The sequence below is a fragment of the Rhodococcus sp. I2R genome, from assembly GCF_020889545.1.
Taxonomy (GTDB): Bacteria; Actinomycetota; Actinomycetes; order Mycobacteriales; family Mycobacteriaceae; genus Rhodococcoides.
Genome location: NZ_JAHUTG010000032.1, coordinates 32,226 through 52,216, shown reverse-complemented (window position 1 = coordinate 52,216; position 19,991 = coordinate 32,226). Strand labels below are relative to the sequence as shown.

Annotated in this window: 18 protein-coding genes and 1 pseudogene; 11 read left to right on the top strand and 8 right to left on the bottom strand. The window is 61.3% G+C overall.

The features are described 5' to 3' along the window. The 4 genes from KVY23_RS22920 to KVY23_RS22905 form a co-directional block, all read right to left on the bottom strand. Positions 1-423: GDP-mannose 4,6-dehydratase (locus KVY23_RS22920; protein ID WP_230558313.1), on the bottom strand; the 423-nt coding region annotated here is incomplete at its 3' end. Positions 424-434: 11 nt separating this feature from the next. Then, on the bottom strand, positions 435-1,487 hold the full coding sequence (locus KVY23_RS22915; protein ID WP_206509945.1) for a glycosyltransferase: 1,053 nt from the start codon (positions 1,485-1,487) through the stop codon (positions 435-437). 160 nt (positions 1,488-1,647) lie between these two features. Beyond that, on the bottom strand, positions 1,648-3,156 hold the full coding sequence (locus KVY23_RS22910; RefSeq protein WP_374108760.1) for a sugar transferase: 1,509 nt from the start codon (positions 3,154-3,156) through the stop codon (positions 1,648-1,650). A 570-nt stretch (positions 3,157-3,726) separates the two neighbouring features. Further along, positions 3,727-5,046: a UDP-glucose/GDP-mannose dehydrogenase family protein gene (locus KVY23_RS22905; protein WP_206509944.1), complete on the bottom strand. Its 1,320-nt coding sequence runs from the start codon at positions 5,044-5,046 to the stop codon at positions 3,727-3,729. 1,083 nt (positions 5,047-6,129) lie between these two features. On the opposite strand from KVY23_RS22905, the gene KVY23_RS22900 reads away from it, so the two are divergent. The 3 genes and pseudogenes from KVY23_RS22900 (at position 6,130) to istB (ending at position 10,025) form a co-directional block, all read left to right on the top strand. After that, complete coding sequence (locus KVY23_RS22900; protein WP_230558312.1) at positions 6,130-7,419, top strand: O-antigen ligase; 1,290 nt, start codon at positions 6,130-6,132, stop codon at positions 7,417-7,419. A 379-nt stretch (positions 7,420-7,798) separates the two neighbouring features. Further along, a pseudogene (locus KVY23_RS22895) lies at positions 7,799-9,174 on the top strand (transposase). Further along, the gene (gene istB, locus KVY23_RS22890) at positions 9,171-10,025 is read left to right on the top strand and encodes an IS21-like element helper ATPase IstB (RefSeq protein ID WP_230558311.1); all 855 of its coding nucleotides are present in this window, start codon (positions 9,171-9,173) and stop codon (positions 10,023-10,025) included. Before KVY23_RS22895 ends, istB begins: the two are co-directional and overlap by 4 nt. A 124-nt stretch (positions 10,026-10,149) precedes the next feature. On the opposite strand, the gene KVY23_RS22885 is transcribed toward istB, so the two are convergent. Next, complete coding sequence (locus KVY23_RS22885; RefSeq protein WP_206509941.1) at positions 10,150-10,575, bottom strand: hypothetical protein; 426 nt, start codon at positions 10,573-10,575, stop codon at positions 10,150-10,152. A 624-nt stretch (positions 10,576-11,199) separates the two neighbouring features. Next, the gene (locus tag KVY23_RS22880; RefSeq protein WP_230558310.1) at positions 11,200-11,532 is read right to left on the bottom strand and encodes a hypothetical protein; all 333 of its coding nucleotides are present in this window, start codon (positions 11,530-11,532) and stop codon (positions 11,200-11,202) included. A 795-nt stretch (positions 11,533-12,327) separates the two neighbouring features. On the opposite strand from KVY23_RS22880, the gene KVY23_RS22875 reads away from it, so the two are divergent. From KVY23_RS22875 to KVY23_RS22840, 8 genes are all read left to right on the top strand, one after another. Next, the gene (locus KVY23_RS22875) at positions 12,328-12,672 is read left to right on the top strand and encodes an ankyrin repeat domain-containing protein (RefSeq protein WP_206509939.1); all 345 of its coding nucleotides are present in this window, start codon (positions 12,328-12,330) and stop codon (positions 12,670-12,672) included. A gap of 150 nt (positions 12,673-12,822) precedes the next feature. Beyond that, positions 12,823-13,299 (top strand): DIP1984 family protein, encoded by a 477-nt coding sequence (locus KVY23_RS22870; RefSeq protein WP_230558309.1) that lies wholly within the window; start codon positions 12,823-12,825, stop codon positions 13,297-13,299. Between the two features lie 532 nt (positions 13,300-13,831). Next, positions 13,832-14,353 (top strand): hypothetical protein, encoded by a 522-nt coding sequence (locus KVY23_RS22865; RefSeq protein ID WP_230558308.1) that lies wholly within the window; start codon positions 13,832-13,834, stop codon positions 14,351-14,353. Positions 14,354-14,874: 521 nt separating this feature from the next. Next, positions 14,875-15,375, top strand: a complete 501-nt coding sequence (locus KVY23_RS22860; RefSeq protein WP_230558307.1) for a hypothetical protein — start codon at positions 14,875-14,877, stop codon at positions 15,373-15,375. Positions 15,376-15,435: 60 nt separating this feature from the next. After that, complete coding sequence (locus KVY23_RS22855; RefSeq protein WP_206509935.1) at positions 15,436-15,681, top strand: hypothetical protein; 246 nt, start codon at positions 15,436-15,438, stop codon at positions 15,679-15,681. Between the two features lie 340 nt (positions 15,682-16,021). After that, a complete protein-coding gene (locus KVY23_RS22850; protein WP_206509934.1) occupies positions 16,022-16,351 on the top strand; it encodes a helix-turn-helix transcriptional regulator in 330 nt (109 codons plus the stop codon). Next, on the top strand, positions 16,351-17,043 hold the full coding sequence (locus KVY23_RS22845; protein ID WP_206509933.1) for a cation transporter: 693 nt from the start codon (positions 16,351-16,353) through the stop codon (positions 17,041-17,043). Before KVY23_RS22850 ends, KVY23_RS22845 begins: the two co-directional genes overlap by 1 nt. A 217-nt stretch (positions 17,044-17,260) precedes the next feature. Continuing rightward, a complete protein-coding gene (locus KVY23_RS22840; RefSeq protein WP_206509932.1) occupies positions 17,261-17,803 on the top strand; it encodes a DUF6328 family protein in 543 nt (180 codons plus the stop codon). Between the two features lie 28 nt (positions 17,804-17,831). On the opposite strand, the gene glsA is transcribed toward KVY23_RS22840, so the two are convergent. Both glsA and KVY23_RS22830 read right to left on the bottom strand, forming a co-directional pair. Then, on the bottom strand, positions 17,832-19,109 hold the full coding sequence (gene glsA, locus KVY23_RS22835; RefSeq protein WP_206509931.1) for a glutaminase A: 1,278 nt from the start codon (positions 19,107-19,109) through the stop codon (positions 17,832-17,834). Positions 19,110-19,132: 23 nt separating this feature from the next. Beyond that, positions 19,133-19,885, bottom strand: a complete 753-nt coding sequence (locus tag KVY23_RS22830; protein WP_206509930.1) for an SDR family oxidoreductase — start codon at positions 19,883-19,885, stop codon at positions 19,133-19,135. Positions 19,886-19,991 lie beyond the last annotated feature (106 nt).

The window sequence follows — 19,991 nt, the reverse complement described above, 5'->3', positions numbered from 1 at the left end:
CTCGGACTGAGGGACCTGCTGCACCTTGCCGAACATCTCACTGCTCGAAGCCTGATAGAACCGCACGCGTTTGCCGGAGGTGTCCTGATAGAAGCGGAGCGCCTCGAGCACGTTGAGCACACCACCACCGGTGACGTCTGTGGTCAACCGAGCGTTCTCCCACGAATATGCGACGAACGACACAGCACCGAGGTTGTACACCTCGTCAGGTTGAGCGGCGGAGAACGCCCGCATCAGCGACGACAGGTCGAGCAAGTTGCCGGAAAGGATCTCCACGAACGGGTGACTCTGTTCGAGCAACGCCCGCTTTGGATTGTTCTGACCGCGCACCAGGCCGTACACCTTGTAGCCCTTGTCGTGCAGCAACTCGGACAGGTACAAACCGTCCTGACCGGTAATACCCGTGATCAACGCTCGCTTCATCTGCTTCGTCCTCATACTTTCTGATCTAGACGCTGTGAAGCGCTAGATGCTCGGTAGACCGCTTGCTGCAGCGCCTCGGCAAACCGTTGTTCGCTGAACTGATCCAGATGGGTGTCCATAGCGTCCTGAGACCAACGGCGATCCTCTAGCGCGGTCAGCGCAGCAGCAATGGCTGTTGGCTCGGGCTCCCCGAAGTAGACTCCGGTAACGCCTTCTGCAACGGTGTCCAAGAAGCCTCCCCATCGCAGTACCGCACTGGGCTTCCCGTAGCTTGCGGCCTCCAATGGCGTAAGACCGAAGTCTTCGTAGCTTGCGGCGACCAAGCCTGCGCAATGTGCGTACAGCCAACGAATTTGGGCGTCCGTCAAGTCCTTGACCATCGTCACATTCGGTCCCGCCAATTCAGCGAGCTCAGCTTCTTGCGGGCCACTTCCAACAACAACGAGACGCCTGTCGCCATGCTCGAACGCACGGATAACCTTGTCGACGTTCTTGTACGGCAAGAGGCGCGAGATGCAGAGGTAGTAGCCGTCAGACCATGGCTCGACCGCCTGGACTGCCTCCGTTGGCAGGCTAGCGTCGAGGGACTGGGGAGCCGGAAGCACCGTGGACGGGAGGCCGTATGCGTTTTCGATTCGCGACTTGACCACGGATGAGATAGCGAAATACTTCGACGCGGACTTTGCGGCTCTGCGGTCCCATGCCTTCAGAGCCGGACTGGATGCCGCGATGAGGCCCCGCAGGGTTCGAGACGCCGAAGTACCCAGGTATGCCTCACGTTGATACAGCCAGCGCGCCGGTGAGTAGCAGTAGACGATCTTGGTACCCGATGTCCGGAAACCGTGAGCCCACCCGCTGCTGCTGGCAAGGACGACGTCGGCATCGATTTTCGTCGTCGACGACGCAATGGGCAACAATGGCAGTGCGCTGCGATGGTGCTCGCGAAGGTACTTCACCTTGTTGAGCGGCGAAACCCTGATGTCGAAGGATTCGAACTCAGGGTAAGTGCCGTTCGGGTCGTACAGCGTCGTGTAGATGGGTGCCTCCGGGAAGGCTCGCGCCATAGCGAGAACGACTTTCTCTGCCCCACCCCGCTGTGTTAGGTAGTCGTGCGCAATCGCGACCTTCAGTTTTTCTCGCAAGTTTTCTTTCCCCGACCTTGTTCTCCGACGCGCGCACGCGAGGAGCAATGCTCCAACTGACTAGGTACTGTCGAGAGTTCGCTCAGTACGCGCCGTCACTCCCGGCTACCGCCCTAACCGTTTTTGCGATGATCAGCAGGTCGCCCACCATCGACCAGTTCTCCACATATGACAGATCGAGCCGAACAGTCTCTTCCCAAGACAGGTCTGACCTACCGCTGACCTGCCATAGGCCTGTAATGCCGGGTTTGACCAGCAAGCGACGTCGAACCTCGCCGTCGTACGTCTCGACCTCTCGGCGGAGTGGCGGACGTGGTCCAACGACACTCATTTCGCGGCGCAGGACATTGATGAATTGCGGCAGTTCATCGATGCTGAATCGCCGCATGAATTTGCCGACTCTGGTAACCCGCGGGTCCTCGCGCATCTTGAAAAGGACGCCACCCTCGCTCTCGTTCTGCGCGAGCAGTCTTTCAACGTGCTTGTCGGCATCCTGCACCATGCTGCGGAACTTGATCATCGAGAACGGCTTACCGTCGATGCCCATCCGCTCGGACTTGTAGAAGACCGGCCCCCGGCTCGTCACCTTCACAGCGATAGCCGCGATCAACAGGACCGGTGTGATCAGAAGCAAGACGGCGGATGCAAACACCAAGTCGAAGGCGGTCTTGCTGAAGCGTTTTGCGCCGTTGTATTGCGGCTTCTCGACGTGGATGAGGGGGAACCCTGCTACCGGGCGCATGACGAGCCGTGGGCCGGCCACGTCCACCACACCGGGAGCGACAACCAAGTCGACGTCTTTCTTTTCCAGGTCCCACACCATCTTGCGGATCCCTTTGGTTCCGAGATGCTCGGTTGCTGTCACAGCGACGGTGTCAGCGCCCGAGGCTTCGATCGCGTCGACCACGCCATATTCGTCGCCGAGTACAGGAATCTCGTACCCCTCAAGTGTCACGGCGTCACGCGCCGGTTCGTAGCCGGGCAGGCACATGCCGACGACGCGGTACCCAGCACCCGGCGAACGCTCGAACTGCTTTGCCATCGAGACGGCAGCTTTGCGACTTCCGACGATCAGGACGGAGGTTTGGTACTTGCCCTTGCTGCGCTTCACCGCCACCCCCTTGCGCCACAACCAGCGGCTGAGGAGGAGCCCCAAGAGACCGACAGGGAGAGCGATTGCCAAGTACAAGCGAGCGAAGTCCACTTTGAAGAGCAGCGACACGATCGCAATCACGCCGAAGAGCTTGAAGGTGGCCGACACGATGCGGCGGTATTCCTCGGCACCGTTGCCGATGACGCGGGTCGATCGCGTCCGGAAAATGGCGAGGAACGCCACCCACAGCGCAGCCAGAACGATAGACACTCCGCTGTAGCTCAGCGTCGCCTGCAGGCCGTTGTTTTGCAGCTCGCCGAACCGGATGAGCTGAGCGAGTGCCACCGCGAGAACAACGACAGCGACATCGGTGATGCGTAGTCGATAGATGTACTGGTGCTCCCAAACACGGCGCGAGGTCAAGCGCTCTACGCGTCGCGCCTGCTGGTCCTTCTCAACCCCCTGCGGAGTCTGCTGCACGGATCCGAGTGTTGCCACCGGTTCCCCTCCTGAATCTGCTCTCTTGCTTCTATGTCAACGGTGTCTGCACTCCGACACGTCGACACTGACGTTGGGAGACGAGTCGATGGCTCCGCAGCCTGAGATTTAGATTTTCGCACGCGGTGCGACTTGCGACCTCTCAAGTGGGTCACATCACAAAACAATTACATCCAACATGATTGGTCTACCACACTTTCAGCACAGACCGGGAAGAGAATAGTGATCCGTCCCAATTCATCCCCTATCGTCCAACTCGTCGCCGTCGTTACAGCAGCACGATCCGACAGCCATTGTCGAAAACCACTGTTTCGCAGGCTGTTTGCATGTTCAAATCCAAATCACCGCATTGGTCGGGACGGATTTAACCTGACGGTAACTGGTCGACTTCATCGCTTTCGAAAAACTTTCAAGTAAATGGTCGCGAATCCGTCTAGAACCAAACCTGCCGTTATCAAGCAGTCATTGTGCCGGTTTTTCGCAAGCGCCACAAACGCCACCGTGCGGTGAATGCATCAACTGAACGACACCAGTCTTGTTTGGCCGGTTCGCAGCAGCGGACGAGACGGGTTACGGACGCCCGAGTCCGCGGTAGGTCCAGCCAGCCTCACGCCACTGCACGGGATCGAGGCAGTTGCGGCCATCGATCAAAGTCTTGGCGCGAACCACGTCATCGAGGTCCTTCGGGGTCAACGCCTTGAACTCTTTCCACTCCGTCAACACCAGCACCACGTCAGCGCCTTCACATGCCTCAAGCGCGGACGCGCTGTACCCGAGGGTCGGGAACAATGCCCGTGAGTTGTCCATGGCCTTCGGGTCGTAGACGTTGACAGCAGCACCCTGCAACTGGATCTGACCTGCGACGTTGAGCGCTGGCGAGTCGCGTACGTCGTCGGAGTCAGGTTTGAACGCCGCGCCCAACACCGCGACCCTGGCTCCCAACAATGATCCGCATGCTTCGCGGGCCAGCTCGACCATACGAGTGCGTCGGCGCATGTTGATGTTGTCGACCTCCCGCAGGAAGGTCAACGCCTGGTCCGCGCCCAGCTCACCGGCCCTGGCCATGAACGCCCGAATATCCTTCGGCAGGCATCCTCCACCGAACCCGATACCGGCATTGAGGAACTTGCGGCCAATTCGGTCGTCATGACCGATGGCATCGGCAAGAACCGTCACGTCCGCACCCGCGGCCTCGCAGACCTCAGCAATCGCGTTGATAAACGAGATCTTGGTCGCTAGAAAGGCATTGGCTGAGGCCTTGACCAGCTCAGCGGTCGCAAGATCGGTCACCAGAAACGGGATCTTCTCGTCGAGCAATTGCGCGTAGACCTCGCGGGCCAGGTCCTCCGCCCGGCCGGGTCGATCGCGGTCGACGCCGAGGACCAGACGATCGGGGTGCAGCGTGTCCTTGACTGCGTAGCCCTCACGGAGGAACTCCGGATTCCAGGCGATCTCGACGTCGTTGCCAGCTGGGGCGAGTTCTCGCGCCATTGCGCCTAGCCGAGCTGCTGTGCCCACGGGAACGGTCGACTTGCCGAAGATGACGGCGGGCTTGGTGAGCAGGGGCGCGAGTGTCTCGACCACGGAGTCGACATAGATCATGTCGGCCGCGAACTCGCCCTTCTTCTGGGGAGTGCCCACGCCGAGGAAGTGCACGTCGGCGAATTCAGCGGCCTCTTCGTATGAGGAGGTGAACCGAAGTCGACATGCCGCGATATTGCGCTGCAGAACCTCTTCGAGCCCGGGCTCGTAGAACGGGACCTCACCGGCCTCGAGCTTGGCGAGCTTCGCCGGGTCCACATCGACGCCCAGCACCTCGTGGCCGAGCTCTGCCATGCACGCAGCATGGGTGGCACCGAGGTACCCGGTACCGAACACAGTTATCCGCATAGCGCTACTTCCCCCGTCGAAGACAAGACTCGATATGTCAACGGCCGTACGGACCACTGAGTGGATTCCGATAGCCAGCCGCTACGGCCACATCCTAAGGCCACCAATCGACAGCTCGCGCCCCAGGGATTTTCACTCAGAGGTCGGAAATGCTGCCGGACAGCCACCCAGATTGGCCACGAGAACACCAGCAGGGCAACAGGGCACGAACGGGCGTTGAACTAAGTTCGAACGACCAGAATTGTCAGCGGTGAATGCGCGCAGTCAGGGCGGCCGCGAGACTGCGGAGTACAGTTCGCGGCTTCTGTGGTTTCGGGGTCCGCTCTTGATCTTCGCCCCAGTATGGTTCCTGCGGCCATCCGCATTGGTCGGCAGGAGGGCAAGGGGAAGGTTTTGTAGTCACAAACAAGAGACTCGGGTGTTTGTGATGGCTCGCTACAACCCGCGCGTTGTTATTGAATGGTTCATTCGACCGAGTGACGGCGGTCCGAAATGAGCGCGTATCGCGAGGGGTAGATCAAGCCGGGGCGCCTGGCCTCGGCCTCGGCCTCGTACATGTCGGCATCTTCCCTAGATGAACGCACATGGTCGGGCTCCTTGCACAGCAGCTCGCTACTCCCCGCATCAAAAGCTGAGTTCGGTAATCAGCTCGGCGTTCGAGAGTTCTTCAGGTTAGATGCCGAACCGTCCGTCACGATCGAATCGAGAGGGCATCGCTGTGTTCGCCGAGGTGGGCGCATAACTCGCGTTATGCGCCCGTTTTCAAGCAAGTCCGACAGCGATCAGACCGAGCGGTACGGCATGATGACGCGGTGGATTCTCTCGCCCGTCTCAGCTACCTCGGACTTGCAGCGATCCCGCTCGATTGCGTGCTGTACATGATGCATCGCAGTGGCAACTCCGTGTTCCGATCACGCACCGAACGGAAGCTGGATAATGAGCGCGTGCCAACTGCGGGACCTGCGCGAGGACGTCGACCCACATGATGGGCGCACCTGCAGCGAAGCCTGCGCCGACGAACTATGGCTGGACCGCAACGGATAGGTGGGCGACTGACCACCCGGTACGGCACAATGACAGACTATGACTCTGGCGCACGCAACCCATGACGCCGAGGCTGTTCAGCCACGCAGCGTCCGTGACATACTGCGCGGCAATTGGCTGGTGTTTCTCACCGTGCTTGCCGTGCCGATCAGCTACCTGCCGTACGAGCTGACCTCGTCACGCTGGCCCCCGACGTATCCGTTCTTCGCGCTAGTCGTTGCCACCGGCGTTCTCGCCGGCGTGCTCGGTCGACGTCAGGGCCCGGTCGACTACGCGCTTGCAGCACTTGGGCTGTGGATCGCCCTCGACCTGACGATCATGGGCATCGGAACCGCCACGCCGCCGTGGAACCAACTCACCCGCGAACTACTCACCCTGTTCGCCGGACTCGTCCTGTTCCGAATCGCGCAGACCTCCGAGCGGAAATTGGCCATTGTCTACGGCCTCCGCGCCGCCCTCGTCCTCTGTGGCGGCTGGGGTGTCTACCAGTATTTCGTCGGGCTTCCGTTCCTGCTGTCACAGGGGTACGGGTCGGGCTTCTACTTCGCCACCGCTGACGGCACGTACCGTCCTTTCGGAACGTTCTTCTCTCCGACCGTGTACGGCGGATTCCTTGCCATGCTGGGCATAGCGGTTATCGCAACGCTGACACGCAGTCTGTACTTCTGGCTGACATTCGTCGCGGTCGCTTCCGTGCTTCTCATGACCGAGACCCGATCGGCCATCATCGCTTTCGCAGTGGCGTTCGCAATTGTGCTGTTCCAATCCGGTCGAGCACGTGGGGTCCGGTTGGCCGTCGCCATCGCGGCGATGGGGTACGCCATCATCGGGTACCAGTTCTGGAAACCGCCCTATGTCGCGTCCGCCCTCGAACGACTGTTCTCGGCATCGAATGACGCCGACACTTCGAGCGTCACCCGGCAGGCTCTGTGGCAGGGCGTGATCGACGGCCTCGATCATCAGGGCGCGTGGTTGACAGGGTTCCTCGCCCGTGATTTCGTGCCTACGATCTCGCCGTACACCGGTCTGACGGTCGCCCGACTCGGCCACCCGCACAGCAACTACTTCCAAGAGCTCTACCGGTACGGCCTTCCCGGACTTGCGTTGTTCGTCGCGCTACTGCTGGCGATGTGGTGGACGATCCGCCAGGGCAGGGCGTCTGTTCCGCTCAGCATGAACACCGCCGCGCTGGCTGGTGTCGTCGTGTTCGCGGTCGACTCGATCTTCAACAACTCGCTGTCGTCGTTGAACGTGTTCGTTGGCCTTCTGCTGATTGCCGGTCTCGGGTCGGTACCGTCTCGCCGGAAGTTGGATCTTGGCGATAGATGAGCGGGCCAGGATGTGGGCCGTCTCGCATTGTCGAAGGGCCGCAGCGGGAACCGTTCTTGCCCTTACCCCGCCGGAGCGCGAGCCCGTCACCAACTCGATTGTCGATCAGTGCCGGGTCGCTCTTGCTGACCGATACAAGGTGACTGCGTGGCGCCATGATGAGTACGCGGTCAGCCCGGAGGGCGTCGAGTGCATCGAGTTCGTCGGCACCGTGCAGATTGGCGATGAGGGACGGAACTATTGACGGCGCTCAGTGAAAGTGCCCAGATCTGATCTCTGAAAGTGCTCACCCGTGTGGCTCCGCCAATGAGGGTGGGTCTCCTCCGATGCTGATGGTCTCTGACCACGCACCAGCGTCCCGAAGGAGACCCGCGATCTCATGCTTACATGGGAAGAGGACATGGAGATATCCGCACAGCCGCAATCGAGGCATGTCGATCTCGGACATCGCCCGCCACACCGGCCGCAACCGCCGAACCGTCCGCAACTACATCAACGGCACCACCACCCCCGGAATGCGAAAAAAGTCGAGCCCGGACCAGTTCGAGGACTTCATCGACTACATCCGGTATCGCTTCACCGAGGACCCGCATCTGTGGGCAGTGGCCTTGTTCGACGAACTGTTGGCCCTGGGATTCGGATTGTCATACCCGACGATGACCCGCAAGATCCGGCAACAGAAACTACGCCCGATCTGCCTGGCCTGCAGGACCGCAACCGACCGAGCCAACGCCATCATCGAACACCCACCGGGCGAGGAAACTCAATGGGACTACGTCGATCTGCCGAACCCGCCTACTGAATGGGGCTGGGGCAAAACAGCACACCTGTGGGTCGGTTCCCTCGCACACTCAGGCAAGTGGCGGGCAGTGCTGACCCCGGCGATGGATCAACCGCATCTCGTCGACAATCTCGATCGCGTTGTCCGCGCGCTGGGCGGCATCACCCGAGTGTGGCGTTTCGACCGGATGGCCACGGTCTGCCACCCCGACTCCGGTGCGGTGACCGCTAGCTTCGCCGGCGTCGCGAAGTACTACGGGGTCTCCGTCGCGATCTGCCCACCCCGACGAGGGAACCGCAAAGGCGTAGTCGAGAAGGCCAATCACACTCCCGGCGCAGCGGTGGTGGCGATCACTACCGGACATGAGCGTCGAACAAGCGCAAGCGCATCTCGACAACTTCTGCGCCGCCATCTCCGACAGTCGCACCCGCCACACCCCCGACGGGACCAGCACGGTCGCCGACCTCGCAGCGGCCGAACCATTGCAGGCACCGCCGGCCACTGCGTATCCAGTGATTCTCGGCGACAGTCGGACAGCGTCGCGGCAAGCGTTGGTGTCCTACCGCGGTAATCAGTACTCGGTGCCGCCGGAGTTAGCATCCGCGCAGGTCACCGTCACCCGGCCGGTCGGCGGCAGTCATCTCGACATCGTCACCGCCTCCGGCATCACTGTCGCCAGGCATGCGGTCGCCGCGGACGGCCTGGGCATGATCATCCGCGACAGCGGCCATGTCATCGCACTCGAGCAGGTCGCGATAGCGACCGCGAACACCGGTAAACCGCACCGCCGCAAGGAACGGATACCACCCGGTCCTGATGCGGTCAGGGCGGCAGAAACATTGCGTGGCAGACGTTTTCATCACTCGGTGACCGACACGACGGAGACCGAATCAGGCTCTACGGAAACAACATCGGATGTCATCGACCTCTCAACCTACGAGCGGGCCGCACGAGGAAGGAACACCCTCGCATGAGCGAAACACCGACATCGCGTGCCGTGGCCGATCGACTTCCCGCACCGAACTCCGCGGAAGCTGCGAGTCTCTACCAACGTCTTCGAGGTCATCTCGGGGTCCTCAAACTCGCCGACGCAGCCGAAGCGTTGCCATCGGTCCTCGACCAAGCGGCGGCGGAGGATCTGTCGATGACTGCAGCGTTGGAGCGACTGCTCTCGATCGAGGTGGCCGCCACCGAAGCCCGGCGGTTGACCGGCAGGTTGCGGTTCGCGTGTCTGCCGACACCGGCATCGCTCGAGGACTTCGACTATGGCAACGCAGCCGGCGTCGACAAAAAGTTGATCGACGAGCTCGCGACCTGCAGATATTTGGAGACCGCGACGAATGTGCTGCTCATCGGACCACCCGGAGTCGGCAAGACGCATCTGTCGGTCGGGCTTGCGCGAGCCGCAGCGCATGCTGGGTATCGGACGTATTTCACCACCGCAGCCGATCTAGCTGCGCGGTGTCACCGGGCCGCGATCGAAGGCAGGTGGGCGACGACGATGCGGTTCTATGCCGGGCCGACACTGCTGGTGATCGATGAACTCGGGTATCTACCGTTGCCCGGCGAAGCGGCGTCAGCGTTGTTTCAGGTTGTCTCGCAACGGTATATGAAGACTTCGATCGTGATCACCAGCAATCGCGGGGTCGGTTCGTGGGGCACAGTTCTCGGCGACGACACCGTCGCAGCAGCAATGCTCGACCGTCTCCTGCATCGATCGGTAGTCCTCGACATGTCCGGGGATTCCTACCGGCTCCGTGACCACAACGCACGCTCGGAGAAACTCCGCAAAGCCGTCACAGGAACCCGTCAACCACTACAGTGATCACCGCTACCGGGTGAGCACTTTCGCTGACCGAAGTTGAGCACTTTCGATGAGCGCCGTCACTATCGCTGCTCGATCGGCCCGGACCCGAAGATCGGCGCTGTGACCGATCTTCGACCCTGGGTTACACCGATCCGTGGATGCCTACTCCTGAATCAAGGTTCGTAGCACCGGCGGGAGTGATGGTTGCAGGCGGCGCGCCATTGTCGGAATCGGCGTACAACGCGAGCCCTGCCGATGCCGCGTACCCGCCGACCGCCGACTGTCCCAGCGGTGAGGACATCGTCTGCCCTGCGTTGCCGCCGACCGTTCGCACTGCCGCTGCCACCTGCTCGACGCCGCCCACCGCAAACCACGTGTTGGCCGGAATCGTCAGTGCGGTTCCGGCGGTCACCGTTCGCTGACCGACGACAGTATTGTCCGTCTGCCCGGACTCGACCAGCAACGTCGCCCACGCAGTACCGATCGCCCATGAGAACGGGTTCGTCTGGTCTGTGATCTGGAAGACGCCGCAGCGTGTGACCAACCCCGCTGCCCTAACCGTGCCCACGAGAACATCAAGCTGGTCGATCGTGAGACCTGCCGTCCCAGAGAAGAACGGGTGCAGCGCGACCCCCCGATGCTGGGAGTAGCGGTCCGGATGCCGATGATCAACGGCGACGGATACCACCAACCGACTGCGGCTGGCGTGAACAGCAGGTTCCCGCCCGTCGATGCAGATGCGGAACCGATCGTTTCAACTGCGCCTGAACCAACCTTGCATTTCAGGCCACCTGCTTCCGCCCAGATCACAGCGCTGTTGGTTGCCGTGCTGGTTGGAGCGGTTCCATAGGGGAAAAACTATTCCCTTCTTTCCACCCGTGTTCCCCCGGTGGGCCCGCCGATGAGGAGGTTGGAGTCGACGTCCCATCCGCAAATCTCGCCGCCACCGGGTGGAAATGCGGAGCTTGTTCCCGCCGTAGAGATCGATCGCCCAGAGGTAGCTCCCGTCTGCCCAGAGAGCTTGCGGCGTGGACTGGAACCCTCCCAAGAATCCGACCGGGATCGCACCGAGCGAACCAGGTGCAGTGGGAAGCGCACCCGAGAACCGCGAGTTCGCACCTGCGATATTCGTTGTAGGGAGCTTGTCCCGCCCTCGGCCTAGCACGGTCCACCCGGCCGGGAATGGCGCGGGTCAAATCGAAGTTGATGCACGAACGATGTTGATCGCGACGCCGTCACCTACAGTCCCGGCGATCGTGATGTTGGTCGGTGTCGCGCTGGGGTCCTGGTTCAGTAAGATCGTGTCGAAACGAATCTGCCTGCTGTTGTTGATGATCATCTCCGCTGTGGTGGACGCAACCTTGACCTGGCTGAATGTGGCCGAGTGCGGCCCACCATTAACATCGCCGATCTCGATACCTGTTGCGCAACCTTCGATCCAGACGTGCGAGAACCAGAACAACTTCGACGATCGCTCGATGTGGATCGCGTGCCTGGTCGTGCCGGTTCCAGGTGGGGAGACCATCGTCGTATTGAGCACCGGCAGTCCGGCTGCGAAGTCCGTGCCAGCAGGGTTGCGCCGTAGACGTGCTTCCAGTTGGACCCGACTGCGCAGTTGACGATGTAGTTCTGGATCGCGTCAGTATGGACACCGATGCCGAGGTTGTTGATGTCGCAATCCGAGACACGGTTGTCGCCTGCGTTGGATCGGAAGTTGAAGCCCTCCTGCGTCCGGTAGGTAGCGCAGTCGCGGAGACGTCTTGGCCTGCGATAACGCACCTCGACCAGGAGCAGCGGAAGGAAGGAGTCGACGGCGTCAAACGCAACGGCCCCGGCCTGAGTGACGGTGACGCCAAGGTTCGCGAACTTGACCTGCGTCTTGCTCGACAGAGTGACAAAGAGCCTGTGCCGGTGTACCGGAGCTGTGAAAAGGGCGCCGTAGTTGGGAATTGACAGCGAAGGTGCGCATACGAATGTTCCGGACGGGATGAAGTCAGTACTGCCGACGACTGATCCGCTCGACGAAACGGAGTCGTTCGCGGCCTGAATGCGCGCGGTGGCGTCGGAGCCGTCACCCTTCGCGCCGAACCGGAGGTCGGTGATGATGACCCAGCCGAGGGCGCGTGCAACCTGTTCGTGCGAAGTTCCCCGTCGGACGCCCGGGAGGTGGACGCATCGTTCTGGCCATCTGGCACCTTCGACCCGCGGCGATGCAAAGCTGGGTCGGAAGAAACGAGACGAAGTGAGGCGCACAACGCGAGGTATGTACCCGCTGTGAAACGACAGTAGTCTTCGCAACGACGGCAGTTCCTTGCGGCGATTGGCGGGGCGCGCGCTCGGTTCGGCACCCTGCACCCTCGACTACCAACGTGACGTCACCTCCACCCCCGACATTCGCGCCGAGTTCGCGATCGAGGATCGACACGGCGACCGCGCCATCAACAAGAATGAAGTCGTAGCCGAGGCAGACGAATGGGGCCGAGTTCCGCCGCACTACGCGGCGATGGCACGTTCGAACGGGGAGGTCCGGCAGCACCTGAAGCAAACCGAAGACCCAAATCCACGTGATCACGAAGGCTGGACTCTACTTCTGTTCGCCGCCCGCTCGGCACGCCATGACGTGTTGGGTTCCTACTCGATGCAGGTGCCCGAATCGATGCGGTGACCAACCATGGGCACCATCCGGCCCCGATTGGTCTTTCATTGCACAGACCACTGTGGTACTCCTTGAATATGAACACATTCGACACGTCGAAAGGCGCATGAGCGCCCGTCAATTCCCTACTTTCGGTGCTGCGGCGCCGGGGTGTAGATCATGAAACTTGCCGAGGCCCTCGCAGAACGGGCGGAACTGGTCCGGCGCGCCGAACACCTGAAGGTTCGGATTCTGGCGAACGCTCGCCACCAAGACGGTGAATCACCTGCAGAGAACGCCTCCGAGCTGCTGGCGGCGCATGCCACAACGCTCGACAGGCTTCAAGTGCTCATCCGCAGAATCAACCGCACCAACAGTGCCGCAATGGTGCGCGACGGAACCGTCACCGATGCCCTCGCATCCCGTGATGTGCCGCGCATGAAGCACAAGGCCGTCACCGCCGCAGCCGATGCAGCATCGGGACGGGAGCACGACCACCGATACGGGCCCCGGCAGCTACGCTCGGAGCTGGTTTATATTGCAGCACTGCCAGTCTCGGAGCTACGCGATACTGCCAATGACCTCGCCAAACAGATCCGTCAGGTCGACCTCGAGATCCAACGCGTCAGCTGGGAGTACGACCTGATCGACGAGTGAGATAGCAGCCGGGTAGTAGGTAGTCTTCTTCGAAGCGAGCACGTACCGCGGGCCGGCGGTTTCCGGCCTACCTCCTGCGTGGTGGGCAGCGTTCCGAGATTGACTCGGATAACATTGCAGCTCAGTACATCTCACGCACGACGGTGCACCGCGCACATCACATCACCGTGTGCTGGTCGAACGAAGACGAGGGTGGGCAAGGGGCCACTCGGCTGACATTTCCATAGGGATATGAGATCTACCTGTGGCCCGCTTCCACTCTGTCGCTGCGCCGCGGTGTCGCACGGAACCGACAGTTCGACGCCCCGCAAGAGACCGTTGCAGTGTCCACGGAACAGAAGCCACTCACCACTCGCACCCCAAAGCGTGACCGACCTGGCCGACTGACCGATGGCAACAGTATCGATATTGGTCATCGCGTCGTCACCAGGGGTTCAACCTGATCAGGGTTGCGCGAGCGAGATTGTGCCAGCATTCTATGTGAGTGGCTCCGAATCCGAAACGGGTAGTTCTCAGCAATGGAATCGATTGGGTGACCGTCTTTCTCGACGGCCGCGTGAAGGTCGCGTCACGCTCTCACCTGTGGGATGTGGTCGATTCCGGTCGACACACCGCCATGGGGCAATACGTAACCCTGGGCGTCGGCCGCGACCTGGACCTCGAGCCAGGATCCGGCGCCCCGACAGTTCCGGCGTTCGAGACCCGCCTCGACCAGGAGTTGGGTGACGCCCTCGCCGCGACCGTCGCAGCCACCAACGGCACATTCGTCGAGTTCGTGCACGACGGCAGCATTCGCGTGGGCAACGACAACCGCGACATCGCCGAGACCTTCAACACCGGCCGAGAGTCACTCGAAGGCGGACCCTCAGGCCGCGGAGGTGCCGTGATGATCACCTTCCTGGGCACCTACAGATCAGCGCGCGTGCGGGAACATGACTTTCTCGTTGACATTCCCGATAAAGAGCGACCAGCTGCGAACAGGCTCCTCCCTGGCGAGTTCGTCATCAAGGAAGGAAAGATCGCGGCGCCGCGCACCACTCCGGCTTCATGGTGAGCCACCAGCCCCACCCAATTGCCGCGCCGCGGAGCATGTCCGGGCGAATCGTCTCGGCCAGATGCGTACGCGGAAGCGTTGGCACCTGATTCGTTCCGTGGCACTATGTCGAAATGAACGAAGAAGAGCCCTCCGGTGCACGCCGGCAGGTCAAGAAACAAGCTGCAGTAATCATTGTCGGCGTCGTTTCTGGCTTGACTGTTCTCTTTCTAGGTCAGCATTTCTGGGGCATCGACTCGGCGATTCAGAATGCACAAGCAGTAGACGGAGCGGCGCTTGCACAAGATGACAACCTACCCGCCGCGGAAGCCACCTTCGTCGGGTACGGAGAGAGGTCAGCCGTAAACCCCTGGCCAGGGTGGGTTAGCTCCGAGATAGTCGACATCCCTCCGGGAGTCCAAGAATTTCCGTTGCCCCCTGGCGCCACGAACATCGGACGACCAACCTTGGCCGTACGAACCCCGAACGATCCCGAGCACTTACCGTACGTTTCGCGAGAATTCGTCTTCAACCTCAAAGGGTTGACCAAACTACCCACGATGATCACCGACATCGAGGTGATGATCGCCAGCCAAGGACCTGCACCCTCGGGAACAGTAGTTTGGTACATGCCACAAGGCGACACTCTCCGTAGGGATATCGGTTTCGATTTGACTCCAGGCGCATCTCGTTCGGCGCGCGTGATCGACGAGCACGGCGGCCTGGGCGAGAACTACTTCAACGAGAGAATCGTTACGTTGAGCCGTGACGAGTACCTCGGATACAAGGCACTCGTGTTCGCTCCCCCCGACTCCGATACCGAATTCTTCATCCGAATCAATTTCGATAACGGCACGCACGTCGATCTGCGGGATTCGCAAGGCGAGAATTTTCGCCTCACCAGCTACCCGCGGTCTACAGACCGGACATTCGTCAACAGCACGCCATCAGGGAGCTACGACGACATGGGCTTGTACCAGTGTGAATACCCTGCCGGTTGCGCATGGAGCTTGAACTCGATGCTGCAAAGCGGACCACGGTAGCGCCGCGCCTACGATCGAACTTCGATCCTGGTGGACTTGTTGAGCGTCGACGCTTTGGGGATGGACAGACAGCACGATCAGCTCTCTCGGGTGTCGAGTATCCCTCCGAGCAGTAGGACGAGCACCACCTCGCACAATCCGATGGCGAAATACACAACCTGCAGCCACCGCGTGAGTGCCGCCGACCACGACACCCAGGATCAGTCCTGGCGCCACGAAACTGTCGAACGGCGTGCCGTCCAAGTATCGGTGCGGCACGCCTGCACCATCGAAGAACACGCCCATGACGCCGCCGACGGCAGCTGAAGCCGCCGCGAACGACAGCATTATCAGCAGAGACCAACGCAGGACTGGACTGCTCGTCATGTCCCAATGAGTGTCGTTGCGGCTCATAGCGTCCTTCCTGACGCTTCGTGTGATCCGGAGCCTCCATTCCACCCTGGGCCCAGGTCGCGATCCAGTGCCGAAGGTCCTCATTCACCCCGTTTGGGCAGATCAGGTACTGCGATTCGGTCAGCAGGCGCTGATCTGCTCGGCCCGCCGAGGACACGGTCATCGCTACTCGAGCAGTCCGGTTCCCGCAACTGCGGATCGCCTGGAGGATTCACTCTTTTCTGAATACAGAATGCGATGTACCGTTGCGGGCATGGACATCCTGACCCGCGTTTCGGTGCTGTCACGATTCGGCCACGCGCTGTCCGACCCAACCCGCACCCAAGTGCTGCTGGCGCTGAAAGACACACCGAGGTACCCGGCCGAACTCGCCGACGCACTGGGTGTGACACGCCAGAAGTTATCGAATCACCTCGCATGCCTACGCGGCTGCGGCTTGGTCGTTGCCGTACCGGACGGACGCAGAACCCGATACGAGCTGGCCGACAACAACATCGGACAGGCGCTGGAGGACTTACTGAAAGTTGTTCTCGCGGTCGACCCGACCTGCTGCCCGGCATCGACCACCGAAAACTGCTGCTGATGCCCGCCGAGCTGGGCATGACGTCGCCGCCGAACTCGCCCTCCGTCGAGCGGCGAGCCGTACTGTCCACCCGCATTCGCTGGTTCGTCGCGGCGACGATTCTCTACAACGTGATCGAAGCGGTCATCGCCATCGCAGAGGGTGCTCGGGTCTCATCCACCGCGCTGGTCGGGTTCGGCCTGGATTCGATCATCGAGGTGTCCTCGGCAGCGGCCGTGGCATGGCAGTTCTCGGCCAAAGACCCCGAGACGAGAGAGAAGGTCGCTGTACGAATCATCGCATTCTCCTTCTTCGGGCTGGCAGCGTACGTCACCGTCGACGCCGTGCGCGCACTGTTCGGGCTCGCAGCCGCCGAGCATTCAACAGTCGGAATCGTTCTTGCAGCAGTCAGTTTGGCGATCATGCCCACGCTCTCGTTTGCCCAGCGTCGGGCCGGACGCGAGCTGGGTTCCGTCACCGCCGTCGCCGACTCCAAACAGACCTTGCTGTGCACCTACCTCTCCGCCGTTCTCCTGATCGGATTGCTCCTCAACAGTCTCTTCGGTTGGTCGTGGGCCGACCCAGTAGCTGCCCTCGTCATTGCCGGCCTCGCCACGAGGGAGGGAATGAACGCTTGGAAAGGAGACACCTGCTGCGCGCCGATACCCGCCCGCACCGAATCGGACGAACACCGCTGCGACTGCTGCGAGTGATACCTGCCCAGTGATCTCACGAGTGCATTGATGCCACGATCTCCACTTCGATGATTGGTTGCCTCTGGTACGGGTACTCCGCTTACCAGGCGCAGCAGCTTCACGGGGAACTAGTCCCAGCCACCGAATGGGTGGCAGAGGGCGGGCCGGGGATGACTCACGCACTCCGCGCACGCTCACAATGCACCGTTGCCACCTCCGCTCGAAAGGGGACGCGATGTCGAAGAACAGCACAGAGGAGCCCCCAGGGAGATCCAACGAAGGGTTCAACTCGCGCCACCGTGGGGAAAGCCCAGAGCAGGCGCTCGATCGAAACTGGACCAGCCTGCTGCAGGAGCTCAGGGTGGTGCAGACCGGAATTCAACTACTGACCGGGTTCCTCCTCGTTCTCCCGTTCCAAGAGAGATTCGCCCAACTCCCCAGCTACGACAAAGCCATCTACATGATTGCGGTCCTCGCCTCGGTAACCGCAACGATTCTGTTGACCTCTCCAGTCGCGATGCACCGACTGTTGTTTCGACGACGAGCCCTCGCAGACTTGGTCTCTACGGCACACCGCGCCGCCCTGGTGGGTTTGATGTTGCTTGGCGTAGCGCTCACCGGTGTGGTTGTTCTGATAACCGATGTCGTCATCGGACCCGTAGCGGCGATCATCGTGGGCATCACTGCAGCGTCGGGCTTTCTCGGAATCTGGGTGATTCACCCGCTACTTCGGCGTCGCCGCGCGGAGTCCACAGCCGGCGAGAGGTCGTCCCCGTAGAGGCAATACTGCGTCGCGCAGCTGGTCCTCACCGCACCGCATCGCTCAGCTGTTCCGGTGTCCACCGCTCGATCGTGCGGCCGTGACTGTCCGCGAAGTTCTCGACGGTGCCTTCGGGGTCGACGACGATGATCCAGTAACCCTCTTCGATGAGTTTCGCCGCGGTCTCCGAGGACGTGCGTTCCGCCACGGGCATCACCTCGTCGACCCGGCTCATGTCGAATACCACCAGATCTGTACCGGGCGGATGGGTGACGATCTCCTGCACCAGCGACTCGATGCTGCTCAACACGAGGTCGCCCTGCAGCACATAGATCGTCGCTTCCGTACCGTCGACGAGGGAGACGACCTGCGTCTCGCGCAGCGAGGAGCGCGAAGGCCTGGTCGCCTCCATCAGGTGCAGGCCCATGTCCTCGGACAGCAATTCCATCATCGCCACACCCCTGGCGCTGTTGCCGTGCGCATCCAACCGAGGCGAGAACACCGCCACACCAATCTGCCCCGGCAATACCCCGATGATTCCGCCGGCCACCCCGCTCTTGGCCGGGATACCCACCGTCGTCAACCAGTTGCCCGCCGCGTCGTACATGCCGCAAGACGCCATGACGCTGAGCAGGTGACGATTGGTCCGTCTGCAGAGAAGCTGCTTGCCGGTCTTCGGCTGCACTCCGCCATTGGCCAGAGTGGCTGCCATGAGGGCGAGATCGCTCACCGTCACCGACGCCGCGCATTGGCGAATGTAGCCCGTGACCGACTCGGTGGGATCGGCTGGCAATGCCCCCGATCCGTGCAACAAGTACGCCAGCCCCAGGTTGCGATGGGCCGTGGCCAGCTCCGAGTTCGCCACCGCCTCGTCCACCCGAATCGGCCGATCCGCTAGGTCGCCGAAGTACTCCAGCATCCGATCGACCGCCGTTTTCTCTCCCTCGGAATTGATCAGGGAGTGCGTGGTGATCGCGCCCGCATTGATCATCGGATTGCGCGGCTTGCCTGTCTCCGGGTCGAGAGAGAGCTCGTTGAATGCATCACCGCTCGGTTCGACGCCGATCCGATCCAGCACGTACTCGAGGCCGTGGTCCTCGATTGCGAGCGCATACGCGAACGGTTTGGACATCGACTGAATGCTGAATTCGTGATCGGCATCGCCGCTGGCATAGACGGTTCCGTTGCTGGTGCACAACGCGATCGCTGCACGAGTCGGATCAGCTGCAGCGAGTTCTGGGATGTAGTCCGCTGTCGATCCCGAGTCGACGTGCTCGGTAGTAGCGATGATGCTGTCGAGATAATCAAGAATCGGCGAGCGCATCAGCAAACCTTTCTCGGCCGCGGTCAGCGGGTCGTGTATCCGCCGTTGGCGAAAATGGTCTGCCCGGTGATCCACCAACCCTCACCTGCGAGGAACCGCACGAGTGGGGCGATGTCCTCGATCTGTGTGAGTTGATTCTTCAGCGCCTGCGACTTGTGAAACTCGACGCGCTCCGGGGTTTCCTGGCCGTAGAAGAACGGTGTGTCCATCGGTCCGGGAGCGATGTTGTTGACCGAGATCCCGCGTGCGCCGAACTCTTTGGATGCGGCGCGGGTGAAATGTTCCACCGGACTCTTGCCGCCGGCATAGGTCGAGTAGCCGTCGGTCAATGCGGCGAGCAGCGCAGTGACGATGGTGATCACCTTGCCGTCGTCGTTGATTCGTTTGCCTGCTTCCTGAATGAAGAAGTAGGCGGCCTTGCTGTTGATGCCGAACATCGAGTCGTACTCGTCCTCCGAGGTCTCGACGATCGGCTTGCGGAGCACCTTGCCGACGGTGTTGACGGCGATATCGACGCCGCCGAAGGCGTCGACAGCGGTGTCGAACAGCTTCACGATGTTCGCCGGACGGGTGAGATCACCTTGAAACTTCACGGCCTTCACACCCGCTGCCCGTACTGCCTCGACTGTCCGGTCGGCATCGGCCTCGGTGCTGTCGCTGTTGTAGTGCACTGCAACGTTGACGCCCTGCTCGGCGAGGGTGGTGCTGATCAGTCCACCGAGGTTCTTGGCCCCCGCGGCTACCACCGCTGATTTGCCCTGTAGCGAGTTGCTCATCCGAATCTCCTGTCGCACTGATCTCGATGTCGAGCTAAACGGTAGGGTTCAGAGCCACAATTGAAAAACACTAAAAATGGGTGATTGCACAAGTATCAATTGTGGA